Consider the following 23,995-nt stretch of genomic DNA (forward strand, 5'->3'; position numbering starts at 1 on the left):
ACCGGCTTTAGCCGGGAAGGCGTCGGGTATGGGCGGTGTATTCAGCCTTTCTTGATGTACCCCTCGACCACCGCCGAGAAGTCTTTGCCGCCGTCGCCGCGCAAGCTCATCGCCTGGTACAGCTGTTGCGCCAGCGCGCCCATGAGCACCGGTTGGCGTGCAGCTTTTGCAGCCTCGGTCGCCAGGCCCAGGTCCTTGAGCATGAGTTCGGCGCCAAACCCGCCGGTATAGCCCCGCGAGGCCGGCGCGGTTTCCACCACCCCGGGCCATGGGTTATACATTTCAGAGCTCCAGCAACGGCCGGTCGAGCTGTTGATGATGGTGGCCAGCACGCCGGTGTCGATACCCAGTCGGTCGCCCAGCGCCATCGCCTCCGCCACGCCGATCATGGAAATCCCCAGCAGCATGTTGTTGCAGATCTTGGCGATCTGGCCGGTGCCCACATCGCCGCAATGGACGATGTTACGGCCCATCTGCGCAAGAATTGGCTTGAGCACCGTGAAGTGCTCCTGACTGGCGCCCACCATGAACGTCAGCGTGCCAGCCTGCGCGCCACCCGTACCGCCTGACACAGGCGCGTCGCCGACCACCACGCCCTGTTTAGCGGCCGCAGCCGCCACATCACGAATGGTTTGCGGGTCGATGGTGCTGCAATCCACCGCCGGCACCCCGGCACTGATCCCGGCCAGTACCCCGTCGTCATTCAGGTACACCGCACGCACGTGGGCGGCGGCAGGCAGCATGGTGATCACCAGGTCCGCGCCCTGTGCCGCATGTTTGGGCGACTCACTGATGCGACTGCCCAGCTCCGCCAGCTCGGCCAGCACCTGTTGGTTAAGGTCGAACAAATGCAGCTGATGCCCGGCACGGATCAGATTGCGGGCCATTGGAGCGCCCATGTTGCCCAAGCCGATGAATGCAATTTTCATGGTGTTCTCCTTGTTCAAAACTCAGCCATAGCGCCTAACGGAATGCGATCTCTTTAGGAAATTCTGAGGCGTACGGGCGCTGCGCCGTCGGTCAGCAAGCACAGTCCCGGTGGGAGCGAGCTTGCTCGCGAAGACGGCATTTCAGTCGCTGAAGACTTAGCGGCTTCCCGGCCTCTTCGCCAGCAGGCTCACTCCCACAATCCGCAGGTCCCAGCAGTGTTGTCATGCTTGATAAGCGCGCTGCACTCAGCGCAAGTTAATCGTCGTATTCACGCCGTCATTCACACTGTCGTCGTCGAACCAGCGGCTGGTGACCGTCTTGGTCTGAGTGTAGAACTGCACCACCTGTTTGCCGTAAGGGCCCAGGTCGCCGAGCTTGGAGCCCCGCGATCCGGTGAAGCTGAAGAATGGCACCGGCACTGGAATCGGAATATTGATGCCCACCTGCCCCACGTCGATTTCGCTCTGGAATTTGCGCGCAGCGGCGCCGGTTTGGGTGAACAGACCAACGCCATTGCCGAACGGATTGGCGTTGACCAGCGCGATGGCCTGATCCAGCGTGTCGACTTCCAGGACCACCAGCACCGGCCCGAAGATTTCCTGAGTGTAGATCTGCATGTCGGTCGTCACGCCCGTAAAGAGCGTCGGCCCGACGAAGTTGCCTTGCTCGTAGCCCGGCACCGTAATGCCGCGTCCGTCCAGCTCAAGGGTGGCACCCTCTTGAACGCCGCTTTCGATCAGGTCGAGGATGCGCTGTTTCGCACGCCGAGAAATCACCGGTCCGACGTCTGTGCCTGCCTCGCTCCCCGCATTCACGGTCAGCTTTTGCGCCAGCGCCTTGAGATCGGGAATCCACTGCTTCGAGGCGCCAACCATCACCACCACCGACGTTGCCATGCAGCGTTGACCGGCCGCACCGAACCCTGCGCCAACCAGCGCATTGAGGGTCTGTTCGCGATTGGCATCGGGCAGCACCACCGCGTGGTTCTTGGCCCCCATCATCGACTGCACGCGCTTGCCGTGTTTGCCCGCCAGGTCGTAGACGTGAGTACCCACCGCCGTCGAGCCGACAAAGGACACGGCCTTGATGTCTTTATGGGTGCAGAGGCCGTCGACCACGTCCTTACCGCCGTGGACCACGTTCAGCACGCCGGCAGGTACGCCCGCCTCGACGGCCAGCTCCACCAACAGCATCGTAGACATCGGATCTTGTTCGGACGGCTTGAGCACGAAGGTATTACCGCAGGCGATGGCCATGGGGAACATCCACAGCGGGATCATCGCCGGGAAGTTGAACGGCGTGATCCCCGCGCAGACGCCGATCGGCTGACGCAGTGTGTAGGTGTCCACGCCACCCGCGACGTTTTCGGCGAATTCGCCCATCTGCAAGGTGCCGATGGAGCAGGCATGCTCCACCACCTCCAGGCCGCGAAAAATATCGCCCTCGGCATCGGCAATGGTTTTGCCCTGTTCGGCGCTGAGAACGGCAGCGATGCGTTTGGAGTGTTCGCGGATCAGTGCCTGCAGCTTGAGCATGATGCGCATACGGGCGCCAATCGGAGTGTACCGCCAGGTGGTGAATGCGTTCTGTGCAGCGGCAACGGCAGCATCGACCTCAGCCGCTGTAGCAAGTGGCACATGGGCCAGCACTTCCTGGGTTGCCGGATTGACCACCTCCAGCCACTCGCTGGATTGTGAATCGACCCACTCGCCGCCAATCAGCAATTTCACGCGGGCCACGGTGGTGTTGTTTTTGTTCAATGACACGTTCATTAACAGTCGCTCCATTCAAGGCAGTGCGCGTGCGTCGGCGCACTGAAAAAAGTTCGTTTCAGCCAGCGCGATGACGAGGTGGATCGCGTTTCATCAGCGCGGTGCACACCAGGGCCACCAACGCCATGCCGATCAGGTAAACGATCACGTAGTGCGGGCTGCCACCGCCTAGCGCCAATAGCTGGGTAGCGATCATCGGCGCGAATCCACCGCCCAGGACGCCGGCCAGCTGCACCGACACAGAGATACCGCTGTAGCGAATCTCGGCCGGAAACTGTCGGGCAAACAGCAGCGACTCAGGGGCGTACAGGATCGGGAAGACCACGCCGACGGCCAGCACCATCGCCCACCACACCATTTGCGGCTCGCGGGTGCCAAGCATGGCGAAGAACGGATAGACGAAAGCGCAGAGCAGCAGAAGCCCGGCGAAATACAGACGTTTCTGGCCGACCTTGTCGGACAGGTGGCCGCACAGCGGCATCGTCACCAGCGAAAGCGCAGCGCCAGCAGTGATCGCGCTCAGGACATCGGCACGGGGGATGAGCAACTGGTTGGCGGCATACGCCAACGCGAAGGTCACTGACATGTAAAACCAGGCGTTCTCGGCAGTCCGCGCGCCAATGATCGTCAGGGTTTCTTTGGGGTGCTCGCGGAATACTTTGAACAACGGCACCTTGACGGCGATGTTGTCTTTTTTGAGCTTCTCGAAATCGGGCGATTCCGGAACCTTCAGGCGAATCAGCCAACCTACGCCGAGCAGCACGACGCTGGCCAGGAACGGAATTCGCCAGCCCCAGCTGAGCATGTCGGCTTCAGGCAACTTCGCGACCATGCCCATGGCCAGCGACGCCAGCACCAACCCCGCGCCGACGCCGGTTTGGGGCAGGCTGCCGTAGAAGCCCTTGCGACCTTCGGGGGCGTGCTCAACTGCCATCAGCACCGCACCGCCCCACTCTCCGCCCACCGCCATGCCCTGTAAAAAGCGCATCGCCACCAGCAACACCGCTGCCCAATAGCCGATCTGCTCATAGGTGGGAATCAGGCCGATGATGATGGTCGGAATTCCCATCAGCATCAGCGTGAACAGCAGCATGGACTTGCGACCGATCTTGTCGCCGAAATGGCCGAACACGATGCCGCCCAACGGCCGGCCGAGAAAGCCCACCGCATAAGTGGCGAAGGCCGCCAACACGCCGATGATCGGGTCCAGTGCAGGGAAAAATATCTTGTTGAAGATCAGGGCGGCTGCAGTGCCGTAAAGAAAAAAGTCGTACCACTCAATGGTGGTCCCGGCCATGCTCGCCGCGCCGGCAAGCCGGTAGGATCGGGCGTCTTTTACAGAGCCGGCATCGAGTGCGCTGGCGTCCGCCGTTATAGCGTTCTTCATAAACTCCTCCGCTTATTTATTGTTGTGCAGGGTGCTATGCGTGTGGGTGGGGCGATGTGGTGGAGCGCTTACCTCATATCGATTGGGTTACAAAAAGCTGGATGGGTCCCAAATCCTTTAGGAGCCGGCTTGCTGGCGAACGCGCCGGGGCAGCGACATCTGCGCCAATGACACAATCCGGTTCGCCAGCAAGCCGGCTCCTACAGATTGCGTCGTACTGGTGTGAACAGCTTGACCACTGACACTGGTGATTTGCTGGCGTGTTTACCTCCTTGTAAAGCGACGTTGGGTGGCCGAATCAATTCCTGTAGGAGCCGGCTTGCTGGCGAACGCGCCGGGGCAGCGACATCTGCGCCAATGACACAATCCGGTTCGCCAGCAAGCCGGCTCCTACAGACCGCGTTGTACTGGTGTGAATAGCTCGACCACTGACGCTGGTGATTTTGCTCGCCTGTTTACCTCTTCTGGTTAGGCGACGTTGTCTGGCCGAATCACAAATCCTGTAGGAGCCGGCTTGCTGGCGAACGCGCCGGGACAGCGACACCTGCGCCAATGACACAATCCGGTTCGCCAGCAAGCCGGCTCCTACAGACCGCGTTGTACTGGTGTGAATAGCTTGACCACTGACGCTGGTGATTTTGCTCGCCTGTTTACCTCTTCTGGTTAGGCGACGTTTCTGGCCGAATCACAAATCCTGTAGGAGCCGGCTTGCTGGCGAACGCGCCGGGACAGCGACACCTGCGCCAATGGCAAAACCCGGTTCGCCAGCAAGCCGGCTCCTACAGACCGCGTTGTACTGGTGTGAATAGCTTGACCACTGACGCTGGTGATTTTGCTCGCCTGTTTACCTCTTCTGGTTAGGCGACGTTGTCTGGCCGAATCACAAATCCTGTAGGAGCCGGCTTGCTGGCGAACGCGCCGGGACAGCGACACCTGCGCCAATGACGCACCGCGGTTCGCCAGCAAGCCGGCTCCTACAGACCGCGTTGTACTGGTGTGATCGCTTGCGCTGGTGATCCAGCAAGCCGGCCCCTACGGATGGTGTTGTTCCAAGGAACTGGTCAGGTTGGATCCGGCCGCGCTTCGGAGTATAGATGTGCAAACTTCTAATAAGAACGCACATAAAAGCAGGTCCAACATGCAAAAAAACATCACCTCCCTGAGTGGACTGAACTGGGATGACCTGAAGTTTTTTCTCGAAGTCGCACGCACGCGCAAGGCCAGCTCCGCAGCCAAACGCCTGGCCGTCGATTACACGACGGTGTCGCGCAGGATCAGCTCACTGGAGGCGGCTCTCGGCACGCTGTTGTTCGAGAAGTCCCGCAACACCGGCTTCATCCTGACGCCCGAGGGCCAGCGATTGCTGGGCGCGGCCGAGTCCATTGAAAGCACGCTGCACATCGCGTGCGAGCAGGTTTCAGGCTCAGGCGTTGCGTTGTCAGGGCATGTGCGAATGGGTTGCACGGAAGGGTTCGGCAGTTTCTTTATCACGCCTCAGCTCAGTCATTTCACCGATACCTACCCGGCCATTTCAGTCGACATCCTGCCGCTGCCGCACTTCATCAGTCTGTCCAAGCGCGAGGCCGATATCGTCATCGCGCTAGAGCGACCTGAGCACGGGCCTTACGTCTGCTGCAAGTTGTGTGATTACAGCCTGCGTCTCTACGCCACCCAGGACTATCTCGACTCCCACCCCCCAATTCGCAAAACCGAGGACCTGGCCGAGCATCCCTTCATCAGCTACGTCGATGATCTGGCCTTCAGCTCCGAGCTTTTGTACCTGAGCAACCTGCTGCCCGGCGCTCACGCCACGCTGCGCAGCACCAGCGTCATCGCCCAATACGTCGCGGCATTACAGGGACGAGCACTGGCGATCCTGCCGTGTTTTCTGGCGGCACAGGATGCGCGACTGCTGCCAGTGCTGGAGACTGAGGTGGATATCACTCGGCAGTTCTGGATGTACTGCCGGGAGGACTTGAGGAAGCTCAAGCGGATCACATTGCTGTGGGATTACATCCGCGAAACCACTGAGCGCAACCAGGCGTTTCTGCTGGGTAAAACCGGGCAGATGACGTTTGTGGATTGAGTCATCGGTCACGGCATGAGGTAGGCGCCTCCGGTCGTTCAGACGTCGCGGAGCTGCGCAGCAAGCCCGGTTTATATGGGAATGACCGGGTAGCGCTGCAAATTGCTCGCGAAGGCGGCGTCAGGCCGCTAAAGCTTTGGTGAGTGAGCGAGTTTATTCGCGGGCCAGCGCGCTCTTGCAAAGGTCCGAACGTCTGTTCTGCCTCTCCCCGCCATAGTTCAGAAATCTCTGAACTATGCATTTGAGCTTTCCTATTCTTTCGCCTCATCAGCCGACTCTAAGATCGGCGCCAATAAAGGAGCCCGTCCAGCGAAGACCAGGCCCGAAGATTGCCTTTTTCTGATGTGACTGCCGCTGTACTCCGTGTCGGCTTGAGCCGTTGCGTTAATCAGTGGCGGCTTGCACGTCAGCTGCAATCTTTGAGGAGCCTCGATGAAACTGGAAATCTTCCGCACCCTCTGGGGCTACCGCGCCAGCAAGGCTCAAGCGCTAGACGAGTTGCTCGACGCCGGATTCGACGGCATGGAAGCACGCCTGCCGCTGACGCCGGGCGAGCGCGCGGAGTTCGGCGCCTTCCTGCGCGCCAACCACGTGCCCTACATCGCTACCGTCTTCACGGCATACGACGTCCTCCCCGAACAGTCAGCAACCACGGCGGAACACCTCAACGATCTGGAGCAGAAGCTCGCCTGGTCCACCGAACTGGCACCGCGTTTCGTCAACGTGCTGGCCGGCAATGACCGATGGCAGCTGCCGCAGCAGGTGGATTTTTTTGGTCAGGCCCTGGAGGTGGCGCGCAAGCACGGCCAGACCGTTGTCTTTGAAACCCACCGGGCGCGTTCGCTGTTCAATCCGTGGGTCACCCTTGAGCTGATTCGCCAACTTCCCGACCTGAGGTTCACCAGTGACATCAGCCACTGGATCGTCACGTGCGAGCGCCTTCTTGACGACCCTGAGGACGATCTCGGCGCCTTCGTTGAACGCGTTCATCACATCCAGGCCCGGGTCGGTTATGACCAGGGCCCTCAGGTTCCTCACCCCGCCGCACCGGAGTACGCCCGCGAACTGGCTTTCCATCAGCAGCACTGGCAAGCCGTGTGGCAATCCCAGCAGGCGCGCGGTTGTCAAGTCACCACGATGACGCCCGAATTCGGCGCAGATGGCTATCTGCATCATCTGCCCTTCACCAACGTGCCGGTCGCGGACCTGTGGTCGCTCAACGTGTCGATAGCGCAGACCGAACGCGAACATTTCCAGCGCTTCACTCATACAACCAGCCGATAAGGAGCGTTTCGTCATGCCAGATCCGTCGCACGCGGCAGCCCCGAAGGTCGCCAACTTCAGCAGCATCCCGGTGATCGATATCGCCGGACTGTTCAGCCCCGACATTGCACGGCGTCAGGCCGTCGCCGACGACTTGGGCAAGGCCGCCCGGGAGGTTGGCTTTCTGTACATCAGGAATCACGGCATTGCGCCGTCGTTGATCGAGGGGCTGCGTCAGGCCGCCAGGGACCTCTTCGCACAATCGCTCGACTACAAAATGCAGCATTACATCGGCACGTCCCGCAGCCACAAAGGCTTCGTGCCGGAGGGCGAAGAGGTGTACGCCAAGGGCAAGCCTGACCACAAAGAGGCGTTCGATATCGGCTTTGAAGTGGCCGATGACGACCCGCTGGTGATCGCCAAGACCCCGCTTATCGGCGCCAACGAATGGCCTGATCTGCCGGGTTTCCGGCCTGCCGTCGAAGCGTATTACGCGGCGGTGTTTGCCTTGGGGCGACGCCTGTTCGACGGCTTCGCACTGGCGCTGGGTCTGGAAGAAGGCTACTTCGAGTCGATGGTGACCCGCCCGCCCTCCAAGCTGCGATTGATTCATTACCCGTTCGACGGCGCCGCTCAAGACGCGCCCGGCATTGGTGCGCACACCGATTACGAGTGCTTCACCATGCTGCTGGCCGACAAGCCTGGCCTTGAGGTGATGAACGACCTGGGGCAATGGATCGATGCGCCTCCGCTTGAGGGCGCGTTCGTGGTCAATATTGGCGACATGCTGGAGGTCATGACCGCTGGTACGTTCGTTGCTACAGCTCATCGGGTGCGCACCGTGAGCGAAGAGCGGTACTCGTTTCCGTTGTTCTTTGCCTGCGATTTCCACACGCAGATCAAACCCCTGCCGCAGTTCGACAAGGGCACCGCCGACTACGAAGAAATCACCATCGGCGAACACATGTTCGGTCAGGCGCTGCAGACCTATCAGTACCTGCGCCGCAAGGTCGAGCGCGGCGAACTCAAGCTGTACGAAAAGGCGCGCAAGCCATCGAGCTTCGGCCATTTGAAGAATCAGACCCAGGATGCGTCGTGATGCGATGCGCCACCCTGCCCCGCCCGAATGTTCAGAACCCCCAACCCTGCTTTCCTGACGTGGAGTCACCGACGATGCGCAACACTTCGAACATTGCTGTCCGCCTGACCGTGGTTGCCTGCGCCGTGCTCGGCGCGTCAGCAGGCGCGGCGACGGCCGCACAGGCCGCCACGACTGTTACACCCGGGCAGTTCAAGGTGGGCATGGAAATTACCTACCCGCCGTTCGAATCCTACGACGAGAAGAAAAACGTCGTGGGCGCCGACCCTGACCTATCGCGCCTGCTTGCCAAGCATCTGGAGCTCAAACCCGAGTTCATCGATACCAAATTCTCCAGCCTGATCCTCAGCCTGAATGCCGGCCACTATGACGCGATCATTTCCGGCATGTACATCACGCCGGAGCGCCAGACGCAGGCTCAAACCATTCCCTACGCCGTGACAGGCGCCGCGATCATGGTGCTCAAGGACAGCCCGCTCAAACCCAAAGTGCCGGAGGACCTGTGTGGGCTTAAGGTCGGCCTGGAAAAAGGCACCACCTGGGTGACCCAGTTCAACAAACTGTCCGCCGAGTACTGCGTACCGAAAGGCAAAGGCGCGGTCGCCGTCAGCGAATTCCCTTCAGCGCCCGAAGTGACTCAGGCGCTGCTGTCAGGCAACGTCCAGGCACAAGTGGAAATCGACGGCGCCGCCGGCATGATCGCCGAGCGCACCAAGGGCCGCGTGGTGGTCAGCACCGAACATTCGATCTACCAGCAAACGCTCGGCATCTATGTGAAGAAGGGCAATGACGAGTTGTATCAGGCATTGCTGAAGGCCTTCGACGAGACCAAGAAATCCGGCGAATACGCGGCGCTGCTGAAGAAATACAACCTGGAAGAGCCCAAGAACTGACGGCCTGATGATTCACCCCGTGTAGGAGTGAGCTTGCTCGCGATTGGCCGTGACAGACGATGTAGGTGTATCGGATGTACCGACGTCATCGCGAGCAAGCTCACACCTACGGGGCTCGTGCTTGATAAGAGAATCCCGCAGGGTTCGGCCCCGCTGAGGTGTGTATGCAATTCGAATGGTCCTACTTTTTTTCTTTGTTCTCGGTCGCTGACTTCTGGGAATCCTGCATCACGGTCATCGAGCTCAGCGCGTTGGGTTGGTTCATCGGCATGCTATTGGGGTTTCTGCTGGCATCGGCCAAGCTTTCGACAGCGCGCTGGATCAGCGTCCCGGCGTCGATTTATATCTGGTTTTTCCGCAGCGTCCCGCTGCTGGTGCTGGTGGTGTTCACCTACAACTTGCCGCAGATGTTCCCGGTGCCCCGTGACGTGCTTTCCAACCCGTTTTACTCAGGCCTCCTGGCGCTTGTGGTGACCGAAGCAGCTTATATGGCGGAGATCCACCGGGGTGGCCTCATTTCGGTGGCGAAAGGTCAGAAGGAAGCGGGCCGCGCGCTGGGTGTCGGCCTGATCGGCATGCAGCGTCTGATTGTCATCCCGCAGGCTTTCCGCATCTCCCTGCCCACGCTGGTCAACGAATACATCACGGTGGTGAAACTGACCTCGCTGGTGTCGGTGATTTCCCTCACCGAACTGCTGACGGTGGGGCAGCGCCTGTACGCGCAAAACTTTCTGGTGATGGAGACCCTGTCGGCCGTTGCCGTGTACTACGTGATGATCGTGACGGTCTTCGGCTGGCTGTTTCACTGGCTGGAGCAGCATCTGGAACTGAGCAACCGCAAGCCGCAGACCCTCGACGACGCTGCGCTTGTCGCCCTGCGGACTCGCCTGGGCAGTCAGTCCGCACAGGCCCCGCAACCCTCTGCGCGTGCTGGCTCGGCGCCCGCGCTGCAACTGGTCAACATCCAGAAACGCTACGCGCAGCACGAGGTGCTCAAGGGCATCGATCTGAAAGTAGAAGCGGGCCAGGTCATTTCGATCATCGGCCCGTCAGGCTCGGGCAAGACCACGCTGATTCGTACGGTGAACAGTCTGGAAACCATCGACCAAGGCGAAATCATCCTGTTCGGCGAGGGCTACATTCACGCCGGCGACAATCCCAACGCCCCGCAGATCCGCCGTGGGATTCAGCGCATCGGCATGGTGTTTCAGAACTTCAACCTGTTCCCCCATCGCACCATTCTTGACAACGTGACCCTGGCCCCGCGCTATCACGGCCGCGACCGCGTGGTGAGTGAACAACGCGCTTATGCCCTGCTCGACAAGGTCGGGCTGCTGGCCCACGCGCACAAGTACCCGCATCAATTATCAGGTGGTCAGCAGCAACGGGTGGCAATCGCGCGCGCGCTGGCCATGGATCCGCAGATCATGTTGTTTGACGAACCGACCTCCGCGCTGGACCCGGAGCTGGTCGGTGACGTGCTCAAAGTGATCGCCGACCTGGCGAAAGAAGGCATGACGATGTTGATCGTTACCCACGAAATGGACTTCGCCCTGTCGATTTCCGATCGGGTGATCTTCATGGAAAACGGCATCGTCCAGAACGATGCCGCGCCGCACGCCATTCTGGCCGACCAATGCGGCGAGCGGGTGCGCAAGTTCATGGGGCTGGATTCGCATTCACCGAGCCCGCACAACGTCAGTAAAAGCCGGCTTGCTGGCGAGGTCGGTTAGTCTCATTCGCCGTTGTAGCGCCGGGCAGAATGCGTTCGCCAGCAAGCCGGCTCCTACAGATTTCGCGTACATCGCCGATTTCGCAGCTGGCGCAGCTCAACTGTAGGAGCGCGCTTGCCCGCGAATGCGTCAGATCGTTCACCTAGAAGATGACTGACCAACCCCCTCACCAGCAGGCCGCTCCAATGGCAGGGCCGATCTAGACGCGCCCGTCACAGCCCCAGCATCAACCCGCTCAGGCGTTTGACCTTGCGCCGCAGCGCTTCTTCGAACACGCCCTGGCGTGGTTCGATCAGACTGAACCAATGCTTGGCCCGGGTGATGCCGGTGTAAATCAGCTCCTTGGTCAGCACCGGATTGAGCGCTTCCGGCAAGATCAACGCCGTGTGCGCGAACTCCGAGCCCTGGGATTTATGCACCGTCATTGCGTACACGGTCTCGACGTCATTGAGCCGGCTCGGCAATACAAAGCGCACGCCGCCGCTGCCATCATTGCGCGGAAACGCAACACGCAGCGCCTGACGGTTTTCCTCAACCGGCCCTTCAGGCAGCCGCAAGGCGATGCCGATGTCGCCGTTCATCAAGCCCAGCCCGTAATCATTACGGGTCATCAGCACCGGACGCCCTTCGTACCATTGGTGGTCATTCTCGATCAGCCTGGCGGTGAAGAGCGTTTCTGTGATCCGTCGATTCAGCCCTTCCACGCCCCACGGTCCCTTGCGGACGGCGCACAGCAGCTGGAATTCGTCAAAAGCGTTCAATACCCGCCGCGCCCACTCGACACGCCGTGGGTCCTCGATTTGGGTCAAACCCTGCGGCCGCTGCGCGTGCATCACGCTCAGATAATGACGGTAACCCTGGGGGCCATCTGCATGACCTTCCAGTAGCAATCGGGTCAGCGCCCGATCCTGCTCACCCTTGAGCACCAAAGAAAACAGATCCGGGTACTGGCGCGCCGCGAGCAATGCGCGGGCTTCCTGGTCCTGTTGCCGATTGACCAGCCCGGCCAACTGACCGATTCCGCTACCTGCCACGAAGCGCCGGGAATGGCGCAGCATCACCACTTGTTGCGCCAGCGCGTGATGCTGGCTATCGCCCTGCTGAAGACCGCTCCTGGAGAGGTCTTCGCCGCTGACCGACTCCAGCCACGCCTGGGTCTGCGGGCTGTACATTCCCGCCTCGGCGTCGCGACACAGGTCACCCAATACCGCGCCGGCCTCAACCGATGCCAGTTGATCCTTGTCGCCCAGCAGAACCATCCGCGCATGGGGCGGCAGTGCGTCCAGCAGGTTGGCCATCATTTCGAGGTCAATCATCGAAGCCTCATCGACCACCAGCACGTCCAGCGGCAACGGGTTACCGGCGTGATGACGGAAATGCCGGGTGCCCGGACGGCTGCCGAGCAAGCGGTGAACGGTGGTGACTTCACTGGGGATTTTCTGCCGAACGCTCTCCGGCACTTGCAGCGACTGCACCTGATGGCTGATCGACTCGGTCAGACGCGCTGCCGCCTTGCCCGTCGGCGCGGCCAGACGAATGCGCAACGGTTTGCCGTTCTCCACCGCCGGCGATTGCAACAGCGCCAGCAAGCGTACGACGGTAGTGGTTTTGCCCGTCCCGGGGCCGCCGGTGATGATGCTGAACGCGCCCCGCGTTGCCAGCGCACAGGCCAGTTTCTGCCAGTCGATCAGTCCATCGGGCTCGGTGCTGGCCGGGCCGAACAACGCATCCAGACGTTGCGGCAAATCGCTCAGCCCCGACTCGACCTGCGCCAATCGACGACTCAATGCCGCATCGATCCGGCGCTCGTACGTCCAGTAACGGCGCAAATACAGACGCCGATCGGCAAGTACCAACGGCTTGTGCGCCGCCGCTTCGCTGTCATCACCGGCACGAGCGACCAGCGTGCTGGCTTCCAGCGCCTTGCACCACGTCGCGCCATCCAGCGATTTGAGCAACGAAGAAGGCAGCAGCATCGGCGTCGACAACACATCACCCTCGGGCGGAAGCGACAACGCGAAATCCGGCTCTTTGAGGGTTTCGTGCAGGTCAAGGCACACATGGCCGTGACCCAATTGATGGCTTGTCAACGTGGCCGCCAGCAGCACCAGTGAATCGGCGGAGGGATCAAGGTCAGCCAGGAACGCCACGAAGGCCTTGTCGAGCGCGCGCAACCAGCCGCGCTCGACCCAGCGCTGCAACAACAGCAATAAATCATCGACACGGTGAAGGGGCTTCAGCTCGGCCAGGCTGTCGGCGTCCAAGGGCGTCGGCAACAAGTGGGCGAATGTACGGTTCATGCGAGTTCTCCTGACAGCACATCTGCCTGCGCCGGTGAACGGCCCTGAAACAGCAGATCCAGGCTTTCAATCAGCTCGCGGGGCGGACGCGTAAACCACGCGCCTTGACTCGCAGCGTGGCTGCCGCGCACGAACATGTACACCGCTCCGCCCATGTGAAGGTCGTAATCGTAGTCGGCCAGCCGCGCCTTGAGCTGACGATGCAGTGCGAGCAGATACAGCACGTATTGCAGGTCATAGCGGTTGTCCAGAATCGAGTTTTCCATCGCCTGCTCGGTATAGGCATCGTCGTCAACGCCCAGCCAGTTGGATTTGTAGTCCGCAACGAAGTAGCGGCCTTCGTGCTCGAACGTGAGGTCGATGAAGCCCTTGAACATGCCATTCAACGAGGCCGTTTCTGCCGCCGCCCTTGGGGCACCGTTGTGGGTGTGGCGGCGAACCAGCGCATCCATCTGCGCCACATCGACTTTTGTGCAAGCGAACCAGAATTCCATCTCGACGCGGTACTGGTTCGGCTGATCCAGCTGACACAGCGCCACGGGCTGAACATCCGGGCCCACATAGAGGGGTAACGTCAGAAGATGCCGCAGCCAGTCAGTCAGGGTGTTGATCCAGCCTTTCCAGTCACGTCGGTTACAGCGTTGGGCGACGACTTTTTCAAGCGCTAGCGGGTCGGCGGCTGCCTCGGCGAACCCTTTTTCCCCAGCCCACTCCAACAAGCCGTGCAAGAACGTCCCGGGGTTGGGCCCTCGGGGAAACCGGTGGATATCGCCGCCGCTGGCCATTACCTCTCGAGGTGCGTCCGGGTCGAGACGCTCGTCGTCGAAAAGCTTCTGTGCTTGTGGACTGTCGGGCGACTGATCGCCGCTGTCAGTAATGGTGTCACCAATGCGCAAGGCGCTGTAGGACGCGATCCACCAATTCTCACGAGCGCTGCGGCGCGAGACGCGCGGTTTGCTCAACGACATTTCACTGCGCGGCGCGCTGAAAGATTCGGTTGTCGGCAACGGCACAGGCCCAACCTTAACCGCCGCGTGGTCTTCTGCCAACGAGCTCAGCCATTGCCCCAACGCCACGGACTCAGGCAGCTTCTGGCCGCCGCCCAGCAAATAACCCAAAGCCGAGCGGTGCAGCACCGACGCGCCATTGCTCCCACGCTTGAGATCAGCCACCCCCAGCCAGCACGCGTGTCGCGCGCGAGTGAGGGCCACATAAAGCAGACGCAAGTCTTCAGCAAGTCGCTCGTCATCCGCCTGCTCAACCAGCGCCGCTGTGGGCTTGAGGCTGATTTGCGCATGGCCGTCGGCGTCGTGAAAGTGCAGCGGTAAACGGCTGCCATCCACGGGTTTGCTTGAACAGATGAAGGGCAGAAACACCAGCGGGTATTCCAGGCCTTTGGATTTATGAATGGTCACAACCTTGACCAATTGCTCATCGCTTTCGAGGCGCAATATCTGCTCCTCTCCCGCCTGAGCGGCCAGGGCCAGATGCTCGCTCAAATGACGAATCAGCGCCTGCTCACCGTCCAGCTCGGCAGCGGCCTGCTGCATCAGTTCACTGAGGTGCAACAAGTTGGTCAGTACGCGCTCGCCATCGGTGCGCTGAATAAGCGCTTGCGGCAGCTTGAAGTCGTGCAGCAGCCGGCGCAGCATCGGTAGCACGCCCTGAGTTCGCCAGATACGGCGGTAATCGCGGAACTGCATGACGCGGTTTTCCCACGCCAGTTCGTCCTGATTCAGCAGCTCGAGCTCGGCCAGTGGCAATGCCAAAGTGATGCAAGCCAATGCGGCGCGCAGCGTCCGCTCGGCATCAGGTTCGGCGCAGGCCTTCAGCCACGCGAGCACGTCATGGGCTTCCTGCGCCGCGAATACAGAATCCTTGTCGGACAAGTACACGCTGCGTACACCGCGCGCCGACAATTCGCCCCGGACCGCCTGCGCTTCCTTGCCATCGCGCACCAGAATCGCGATATCAGCGGGCTGCAACTGTTTCAACGGCTCGCCATCTTTAACGAAACCTGCTTGCCCCTGTTGCCCCGCATTGAGCAATCGGGCGATCTCGCTCGCACAGCTTGCCGCCAACTGCTGACGATAGATCGTCCCCGATACCGGTTGATCCGTTTCCAGCTGCCAGACGTTGAGCGCAGCGAGTTTCTCCCCGTCCACCTGTAGCCGCTCTTTACGCCCCTGAGACGCTACCGCCAGAAACGGCACGGGATTGCTTTCTGCGGTGCGAAACAAGAACGCACCACGGCCTGTCTCGCTGGTCTCCGCGCGCTGGAAGACATGGTTGACTGCATCGACCATCGCGTGGCTGGAACGGAAGTTGGTGCCCAACGTATGCAGCCGGCCAGTGGTGGCCTGACGGGCACGCAGGTAGGTGTAGATGTCAGCGCCGCGAAAGGCGTAGATCGCCTGTTTCGGGTCGCCGATTAGGAACAGCCCTGTGCTTTCGTCGTTGGCTTCAAGACGGTAAATGCTGTCGAAGATTCGGTACTGTACAGGGTCGGTGTCCTGGAACTCGTCAATCAGGGCGACCGGGAATTGTTCACGAATCAGCGTCGCCAAACGCTCCCCGCCGCTGCCGCGCAACGCAGCATCCAGGCGCAGCAGCATGTCGTCGAAACCCATTTCGGCGCGTCGGCGCTTCTCTTCTTCAAAACGTGCCCCGACCCACTGGGCAGCGTGCTCAAGCACGGCTGCATCGGGCGTGGGCAATGTGTCCAGCGCCACCTTGAGCTCAACCATTGCCTCGAACGCAGGATGAGACGGCGGGTTGTTCTTCCACGCTTCGGCAATGCCGTCGGGCGTCAGCCGGGTGAAGCCGGTGCCGAGGTCGAGCTGTTCCTGCTCATCGTCATTGGCCCAGGCGATCAGCTTGTCGAACCACGGCCGGAAATAGCGCTCCTGCATCTTGCGGCCATCGACCACCTTACACGCAACGCCGTCGATGCAGATGGCATGCAGTTCAGCCGCCCAGTTGGCCCATGGCGCCTTGAGCTGCCTTAGGAGTTCACGCCGCTCCTGGATCGACTGCTCAATAATCTGTGTCGGCGTTTGCGTGACAGCGCCGCGCTCAGTGCCTAACAACGCGCGGACTTTGGGCAGCAGCGCCGCCGGCCCACCCCAGTGCTCACGCACCCACATCAGCGCGTCACCACTCATGGGATAGCAGAACTTGCGCCAGTAATCGCGCAGCACCTCGCCCAGCAGGTCGCTGTGGTCGGTTTCCAGACTCTGGGTGAACAGACTGCCGCTGTCGAAGGCATGTTCACGCAGCATGCGCTGACACCAGCTGTGAATCGTCGAGACGGCTGCTTCGTCCATCCACTGCGCCGCGATATCGAGACGGCTGGCGCAGCCGGGCCACTGCTCGGCGGAAAATTCGTCGCGCAGACCTACGATCAGCGCGTCAGGTGCCTGGATTTCTCCACGAAAGTACCGCGCTGCTTCCGCCAGTCGCGTGCGAATACGGTCGCGCAATTCCTTGGTGGCTGCATCCGTGAACGTCACCACCAGAATCTGTGGAGGTAATAGCTCACGACCGAATCCGGAGGTCTCGTTGCCGTGGCCCAACACAAGGCGCAGGTAGAGCGCCGAGATAGTAAATGTCTTGCCGGTCCCGGCGCTGGCTTCGATCAGCTGGCTGCCCTTAAGCGGGAAGCGCAGTGCGAGAGGCTGTTGAGCATCACTCATGCGCCGACCTCCGCATGCGATAGCGCCTGCCAGGGCGCGTCAAAGATTGGCTTGTACAGCGCCTCGCACCAGCCAACAAATTCCTCGCTGGCCAGCAAGGCATCGAAGTCAGGGAATTGGCGTGCAAGGGCCGTACTTTCGGCTCGCTCGCCCTTACTGTTCTGGCCGTCGCCGTCAAAGGCCCTTCGCGCGGCGGCTTCGGCTTTTGTCTCATCGGTCTGACTCAACCAGGCAAACGCGGTTTTAACGGCAATCGGCAGCGGCCGCTGCATGCCTTGCTGCCATGCGAGGAGCAAGTCATTCAGGGTGCGCGTAGCAAATGCCTTGTCCAGCGGTGGCAACAGCAGCGTCTCGTCGCTGGCGACCAGCGCGGTGGTCAGGGGTAAATCACACGCGCAGGCCACAAGATGGTTTACCCACGGCTTGCTCAGGCGGTGCCATTTGCGCGCCTTCCTGGCGTCGATGGCATTGGGGATAGCGGTTATCGCGAGCAGCTCGTTTTCCGGGTTGTGATAGAGGCCGTCGAGCCAGCCATCGAGTTCTACACCCTGATGCTCATAATTGACCGGGAGCGCACTGTGCAAGCGCAATGGCCAGCGAATCAGCAATTCTTGATACCTAGCCACTAGGTCTGGTAACGGCTCAAGCAACTCGGTCTGTAGCAGCGAGCCAAAGCCAGCCATCGGCAACACGCCGCTGCTCTGCAAGCGCGTCGCCTGGGCCTCAAGCGAGGCCTGAACATGCTCGGGATCCGACAACGCCGCTTGCAGCAGACTGTCGCTGATGCCGTAGCGCTCAAGCGCGTCGAGTACGAAGGGTTCCTCATCCGCGAGGGGTGCTTCGGCGACCTCAAAGAATATTTTCAAGCGCTGACTGAAGAAGTGCTTCACCGGATTGCGCAGGAAATCCTGCAACTGCATCAGGCTCAACGGCTCCTCTTGTTGGTGCTTTTGCAGCGCCTTCACTTCCCCCTTTTCAGTGACTGTCTCATGCAGAACCTGCCACTCGCGCGCGAAGCTGAAAAATTCAGGGCTTTCTCGAAAATACTTGGCGCTGAAGGGCTGCAGCGGGTGCTCAACGGTCAACGCGTGCAGCAACTGCTGCCCCGGGTCACGCTTCTGATCACCTTCAGACTCATGGGCACCGGCCAGCCGCCACCCGCTGGCCAGATGATCGCGCAGCTGCCCGATAAGCACCGAAGCCGGCCGTTCCGAGTTGTCACGAATACTGCGGCCCACCCAGCTGACATACAGCTGATCACGGGCAGATAACAACGCTTCGAGCAGCAGATAACGATCATCTTCACGGCGGGAACGGTCGCCAGGACGATAATCGCTGCCCATCAGGTCAAAATCGAGCGGCGGCTGAGCGCGCGGGTAATCGCCGTCATTCATGCCCAGCAAACAGACAATTTTGAACGGAATGGCGCGCATCGGCATCAGCGTACAGAAGTTGACCGAACCGGCCAGAAAGCGCTGGGACAATCGTCCTTGATCCAGCCCGGCGAGCCACGCTTCACGCACGACCGTCAACGGTAGGGGCTCTTCAAGACCCACGGTTTCGCACGTCTGCAGCCAGGTTTCCCGTAGCGTCTCCAGCTGACTCAACAGGTAGTCGTCGTGCTCGCTGTCAGCCATGAAGAACAACTGCATGATCGCTTGCAGTCGCGAGCCCCACAACGCAGGCGCCGCCGGTTGCGACAGTTCGCTGTGAGCAACCTGTAAAGCGTCAATCAGCGAGACCAGCGGCCCAATGAGCGCTGCGTCCAGACCGCCAATTTCGTCATAGGGCTCAATCCCGTCGTAGGCAGCACCCGCACCGACGGCATATCCGAGCAGCATGCGACGCAGGCCAAAATGCCAGCTGTTTTGTTCCAGCTGTTCAGGGAGTCCCAGCCCCTCACGTTGTTTCGCATCCAGTCCCCAACGCACCCCCGCGCCTTCAATCCAGCGGTGTAACGTCGGCAGGTCGCGCTCATCAATCCCAAAGCGCGCGCGCAGCGCAGGGACGTCCAGCAGGTCCAGAATCTCGCTGACCGGGAATCGACTGTCCGGGATCTTCAGCAAGTGCTCAACGGCGATCAGCAGCGGATCCCGCCCACGCTGGCCCTGGTCAGCAAGGGTGAATGGAATGAAGCGCCGATCGTCTCGATCCAGTTGACCGAACACCGCTCGAATATGAGGGGCGTAGCTGTCGATGTCCGGTACCATCACGATCACGTCGCGCGGTCGCAGATCAGGGTCCTTGCTGAAACGCGCCAGAAGCTGGTCATGCAGCACCTCCACTTCACGCTGGGCGCTGTGGGCTACATGGAAACGAATCGAGCGGTCGGTCTTGATCTGCACGGGAGGCCACAATTCGCGTGTTTCACTTAACGGCCGCAGCTCAAGGATGTCGTCCTGCAGCTGGTTCAACAGCGTGTCGGGTTCGCTTTCGCTAAACAGGTCGATCCGGCCGTCACGGAAGATTGCACGATAACTCTGGGGATCGTCGTGGCTGTCCAGCAGGTTGATGTAGTCACGGCCTTGCTTGCCCCATGCGGCCAACAAGGGATGAGCGTGCTGATGCAGGGCATCAGGGTCCATAACCACAGGCATGCCTGGCTTTCGGGACTGTCGCTTGTATTCGTGACGCAGGAGATCCTTGTCGGCGACGATGTCCGCCCAGTGATGACGACAAGGGTTGTGAACGCAGAGCAATACCTGACTGAACCGAGCCAAGCCTGCCAACGCCTCAAGTGCCTGAGCAGGCAGCGAAGAAATACCAAAGACGATGACCCTTGCAGGCAAACCGCGGGGGGCTTCAGCGAGGCTGTTGATAGCCTCTATGTAACGGCGATGCACGCCAGCCCGGCTCTGTGCCATGCCTTCAGCGCCGACATCGTGCAGCAGCGCGCGCCAGAGTTCGGCCTGCCAACAGTTTTCCGCCTTGAGGGGTTTGGCCTCCCCTCTTACGTTCCTGAGTTGATGCTTGCCAGCGGCCCAGTCCGCAAGCCAGTCGGCGCGGTAAACCTGATATTGATCGAAAAGGTCAGCTAGGCGCTCTGACAGCTGGTAGCGTTTACGCAGGTCGGTGTCCGCCGTCAGGAACCGTTGCAGCGGCTCAAAATGTGGCTGATTCATCAGGCCAGGCAGCAGTCGCATCAGGCGCCAAGTCAGTGGGGCTTTGTCGAGCAACGACGTTTCCGGGATTTCGTCTTTGCCCAGTACGGCACGATAGAGCTGCCACATGAAGCTACCGGGCAGTTGCACATCAATCGCAGCGGCGATTCCGCAACCCCCTTGATCATCGTCATGAGCGTCTTCCGCCAACGCAAGCTTCAACCACTGAGCAATGCCATTGCTTTGTACCAGTGCGACTTCGTTCTCAAGCGGCGTCAGGGGGTAAAGCCTCATCCAAGACACCACAAGACCCCGCAGCTCATCCAGGCGATTTCCATGAACCACCATAAATCCGGGGTTGAGATCGGATGTCACCGGCATAGCTGCGTCCCTTGGTCTTTCAAAGAGAAAGAAGACTACCAGAGGATGAGGGGTTTTTAGCGGCTCATCGTTTACAGGCCGGGTGCGCAACGAGCGCTGACGCCTGCATGAAGAGAGTCGTGCAAAGACTGCCCCTGCTCATCGACGGCTTGAGCCTTGGCACTTAATCGCGCGCAAAAACAAAACCCCATCTGCGTAAGCAGATGAGGTTCTGGAATTTAATCTTGACGATGACCTACTCTCACATGGGGAAACCCCACACTACCATCGGCGATGCATCGTTTCACTGCTGAGTTCGGGATGGGATCAGGTGGTTCCAACGCTCTATGGTCGTCAAGAAATTCGGGTGCCGACTCGTCCTCTCGAACGCTTCGGCAAATCGGGTATGTGATCAGGTGTCTGTCTGTGTGGTCGCAAACTTTCGTCTTCATGCGTCTTCACACACCACAATCTGCTGTCTGTCTGCAGATTGCTTGGGTGTTATATGGTCAAGCCTCACGGGCAATTAGTATTGGTTAGCTCAACGCCTCACAGCGCTTACACACCCAACCTATCAACGTCGTAGTCTTCGACGGCCCTTCAGGGAACTCAAGGTTCCAGTGAGATCTCATCTTGAGGCAAGTTTCCCGCTTAGATGCTTTCAGCGGTTATCTTTTCCGAACATAGCTACCCGGCAATGCCACTGGCGTGACAACCGGAACACCAGAGGTTCGTCCACTCCGGTCCTCTCGTACTAGGAGCAGCCCCTCTCAAATCTCAAACGTCCACGGCAGATAGGGACCGAACTGTCTCACGACGTTCTAAACCCAGCTCGCGTACCACTTTAAATGGCGAACAGCCATACCCTTGGGACCGGCTTCAGCCCCAGGATGTGATGAGCCGACATCGAGGTGCCAAACACCGCCGTCGATATGAACTCTTGGGCGGTATCAGCCTGTTATCCCCGGAGTACCTTTTATCCGTTGAGCGATGGCCCTTCCATACAGAACCACCGGATCACTAAGACCTACTTTCGTACCTGCTCGACGTGTCTGTCTCGCAGTCAAGCGCGCTTTTGCCTTTATACTCTACGACCGATTTCCGACCGGTCTGAGCGCACCTTCGTACTCCTCCGTTACTCTTTAGGAGGAGACCGCCCCAGTCAAACTACCCACCATACACTGTCCTCGATCCGGATAACGGACCTGAGTTAGAACCTCAAAGTTGCCAGGGTGGTATTTCAAGGTTGGCTCCACGCAGACTGGCGTCCACGCTTCAAAGCCTCCCACCTATCCTACACAAGCAAATTCAAAGTCCAGTGCAAAGCTATAGTAAAGGTTCACGGGGTCTTTCCGTCTAGCCGCGGATACACTGCATCTTCACAGCGATTTCAATTTCACTGAGTCTCGGGTGGAGACAGCGCCGCCATCGTTACGCCATTCGTGCAGGTCGGAACTTACCCGACAAGGAATTTCGCTACCTTAGGACCGTTATAGTTACGGCCGCCGTTTACCGGGGCTTCGATCAAGAGCTTCGCGTTAGCTAACCCCATCAATTAACCTTCCGGCACCGGGCAGGCGTCACACCCTATACGTCCACTTTCGTGTTTGCAGAGTGCTGTGTTTTTAATAAACAGTCGCAGCGGCCTGGTATCTTCGACCGGCATGAGCTTACGGAGCAAGTCCTTCACCCTCACCGGCGCACCTTCTCCCGAAGTTACGGTGCCATTTTGCCTAGTTCCTTCACCCGAGTTCTCTCAAGCGCCTTGGTATTCTCTACCCAACCACCTGTGTCGGTTTGGGGTACGGTTCCTGGTTACCTGAAGCTTAGAAGCTTTTCTTGGAAGCATGGCATCAACCACTTCGTGTTCTAAAAGAACACTCGTCATCAGCTCTCGGCCTTGAAACCCCGGATTTACCTAAGATTTCAGCCTACCACCTTAAACCTGGACAACCAACGCCAGGCTGGCCTAGCCTTCTCCGTCCCTCCATCGCAATAACCAGAAGTACAGGAATATTAACCTGTTTTCCATCGACTACGCTTTTCAGCCTCGCCTTAGGGACCGACTAACCCTGCGTCGATTAACGTTGCGCAGGAAACCTTGGTCTTTCGGCGTGGGTGTTTTTCACACCCATTGTCGTTACTCATGTCAGCATTCGCACTTCTGATACCTCCAGCAAGCTTCTCAACTCACCTTCACAGGCTTACAGAACGCTCCTCTACCGCATCACTTGCGTGATACCCGTAGCTTCGGTGCATGGTTTGAGCCCCGTTACATCTTCCGCGCAGGCCGACTCGACTAGTGAGCTATTACGCTTTCTTTAAAGGGTGGCTGCTTCTAAGCCAACCTCCTAGCTGTCTAAGCCTTCCCACATCGTTTCCCACTTAACCATGACTTTGGGACCTTAGCTGACGGTCTGGGTTGTTTCCCTTTTCACGACGGACGTTAGCACCCGCCGTGTGTCTCCCATGCTCGGCACTTGTAGGTATTCGGAGTTTGCATCGGTTTGGTAAGTCGGGATGACCCCCTAGCCGAAACAGTGCTCTACCCCCTACAGTGATACATGAGGCGCTACCTAAATAGCTTTCGAGGAGAACCAGCTATCTCCGAGCTTGATTAGCCTTTCACTCCGATCCACAGGTCATCCGCTAACTTTTCAACGGTAGTCGGTTCGGTCCTCCAGTCAGTGTTACCTAACCTTCAACCTGCCCATGGATAGATCGCCCGGTTTCGGGTCTATTCCCAGCGACTAGACGCCCTATTAAGACTCGCTTTCGCTACGCCTCCCCTATTCGGTTAAGCTCGCCACTGAAAATAAGTCGCTGACCCATTATACAAAAGGTACGCAGTCACCCAACAAAGTGGGCTCCCACTGCTTGTACGCATACGGTTTCAGGATCTATTTCACTCCGCTCTCCGCGGTTCTTTTCGCCTTTCCCTCACGGTACTGGTTCACTATCGGTCAGTCAGTAGTATTTAGCCTTGGAGGATGGTCCCCCATGTTCAGACAAGGTTTCTCGTGCCCCGTCCTACTCGATTTCATTGACAAGAGATTTTCGCGTACAGGGCTATCACCCACTATGGCCGCACTTTCCAGAGCGTTCCGCTAATCTCAAATCAACTTAAGGGCCTGGTCCCCGTTCGCTCGCCACTACTAAGGGAATCTCGGTTGATTTCTTTTCCTCAGGGTACTTAGATGTTTCAGTTCCCCTGGTTCGCTCCATACACCTATGTATTCAGTGTAAGGTAACTGTCTTATGACAGCTGGGTTCCCCCATTCAGACATCTCCGGATCACAGTCTGTTTGCCGACTCCCCGAAGCTTTTCGCAGGCTACCACGTCTTTCATCGCCTCTGACTGCCAAGGCATCCACCG

The 23,995-nt window shown here is 59.5% G+C and carries 11 protein-coding genes and 2 rRNA genes; 5 read left to right on the forward strand and 8 right to left on the reverse strand.

Annotated features, from left to right (window positions below; translation table 11 throughout):
• Positions 1-41: 41 nt before the first annotated feature.
• The 3 genes from mmsB to LT42_RS12120 form a co-directional block, all read right to left on the reverse strand.
• Positions 42-929, reverse strand: coding sequence for a 3-hydroxyisobutyrate dehydrogenase (mmsB, locus tag LT42_RS12110; protein WP_037012668.1), 888 nt, complete (start codon positions 927-929; stop codon positions 42-44).
• Between the two features lie 246 nt (positions 930-1,175).
• Positions 1,176-2,702, reverse strand: coding sequence for a CoA-acylating methylmalonate-semialdehyde dehydrogenase (locus tag LT42_RS12115; RefSeq protein WP_037012669.1), 1,527 nt, complete (start codon positions 2,700-2,702; stop codon positions 1,176-1,178).
• A 58-nt stretch (positions 2,703-2,760) separates the two neighbouring features.
• Positions 2,761-4,089 carry an MFS transporter gene (locus LT42_RS12120; protein WP_037012672.1) on the reverse strand — a complete coding sequence of 443 codons (1,329 nt, stop codon included), beginning with the start codon at positions 4,087-4,089 and terminating at the stop codon, positions 2,761-2,763.
• A 1,138-nt stretch (positions 4,090-5,227) separates the two neighbouring features.
• Here LT42_RS12120 and LT42_RS12125 point away from each other — a divergent pair.
• From LT42_RS12125 to LT42_RS12145, 5 genes are all read left to right on the forward strand, one after another.
• Positions 5,228-6,175: a LysR family transcriptional regulator gene (locus LT42_RS12125; RefSeq protein ID WP_037012674.1), complete on the forward strand. Its 948-nt coding sequence runs from the start codon at positions 5,228-5,230 to the stop codon at positions 6,173-6,175.
• Between the two features lie 432 nt (positions 6,176-6,607).
• A complete protein-coding gene (locus tag LT42_RS12130; RefSeq protein ID WP_037012675.1) occupies positions 6,608-7,459 on the forward strand; it encodes a sugar phosphate isomerase/epimerase family protein in 852 nt (283 codons plus the stop codon).
• 13 nt (positions 7,460-7,472) lie between these two features.
• Positions 7,473-8,537 carry an isopenicillin N synthase family dioxygenase gene (locus LT42_RS12135; RefSeq protein ID WP_037012678.1) on the forward strand — a complete coding sequence of 355 codons (1,065 nt, stop codon included), beginning with the start codon at positions 7,473-7,475 and terminating at the stop codon, positions 8,535-8,537.
• 74 nt (positions 8,538-8,611) lie between these two features.
• Entirely contained in the window at positions 8,612-9,430 is an 819-nt protein-coding gene (locus LT42_RS12140; RefSeq protein WP_037012680.1) for an ABC transporter substrate-binding protein, read from the forward strand.
• Positions 9,431-9,594: 164 nt separating this feature from the next.
• Complete coding sequence (locus LT42_RS12145; protein WP_052075235.1) at positions 9,595-11,163, forward strand: amino acid ABC transporter permease/ATP-binding protein; 1,569 nt, start codon at positions 9,595-9,597, stop codon at positions 11,161-11,163.
• Positions 11,164-11,375: 212 nt separating this feature from the next.
• On the opposite strand, the gene recD is transcribed toward LT42_RS12145, so the two are convergent.
• The 5 genes from recD to LT42_RS12170 form a co-directional block, all read right to left on the reverse strand.
• Entirely contained in the window at positions 11,376-13,463 is a 2,088-nt protein-coding gene (gene recD / locus LT42_RS12150) for an exodeoxyribonuclease V subunit alpha (protein WP_037012682.1), read from the reverse strand.
• A complete protein-coding gene (gene recB / locus LT42_RS12155) occupies positions 13,460-17,158 on the reverse strand; it encodes an exodeoxyribonuclease V subunit beta (protein WP_037012686.1) in 3,699 nt (1,232 codons plus the stop codon). Before recB ends, recD begins: the two co-directional genes overlap by 4 nt.
• Positions 17,155-20,640, reverse strand: a complete 3,486-nt coding sequence (gene recC, locus LT42_RS12160; protein ID WP_037012687.1) for an exodeoxyribonuclease V subunit gamma — start codon at positions 20,638-20,640, stop codon at positions 17,155-17,157. Before recC ends, recB begins: the two co-directional genes overlap by 4 nt.
• 222 nt (positions 20,641-20,862) lie before the next feature.
• Positions 20,863-20,978, reverse strand: a 5S ribosomal RNA gene (rrf, locus tag LT42_RS12165).
• A gap of 146 nt (positions 20,979-21,124) precedes the next feature.
• Positions 21,125-23,995, reverse strand: a 23S ribosomal RNA gene (locus LT42_RS12170); the annotation flags it as partial.

The organism is Pseudomonas lutea (assembly GCF_000759445.1).
Lineage (GTDB): Bacteria > Pseudomonadota > Gammaproteobacteria > Pseudomonadales > Pseudomonadaceae > Aquipseudomonas > Aquipseudomonas lutea.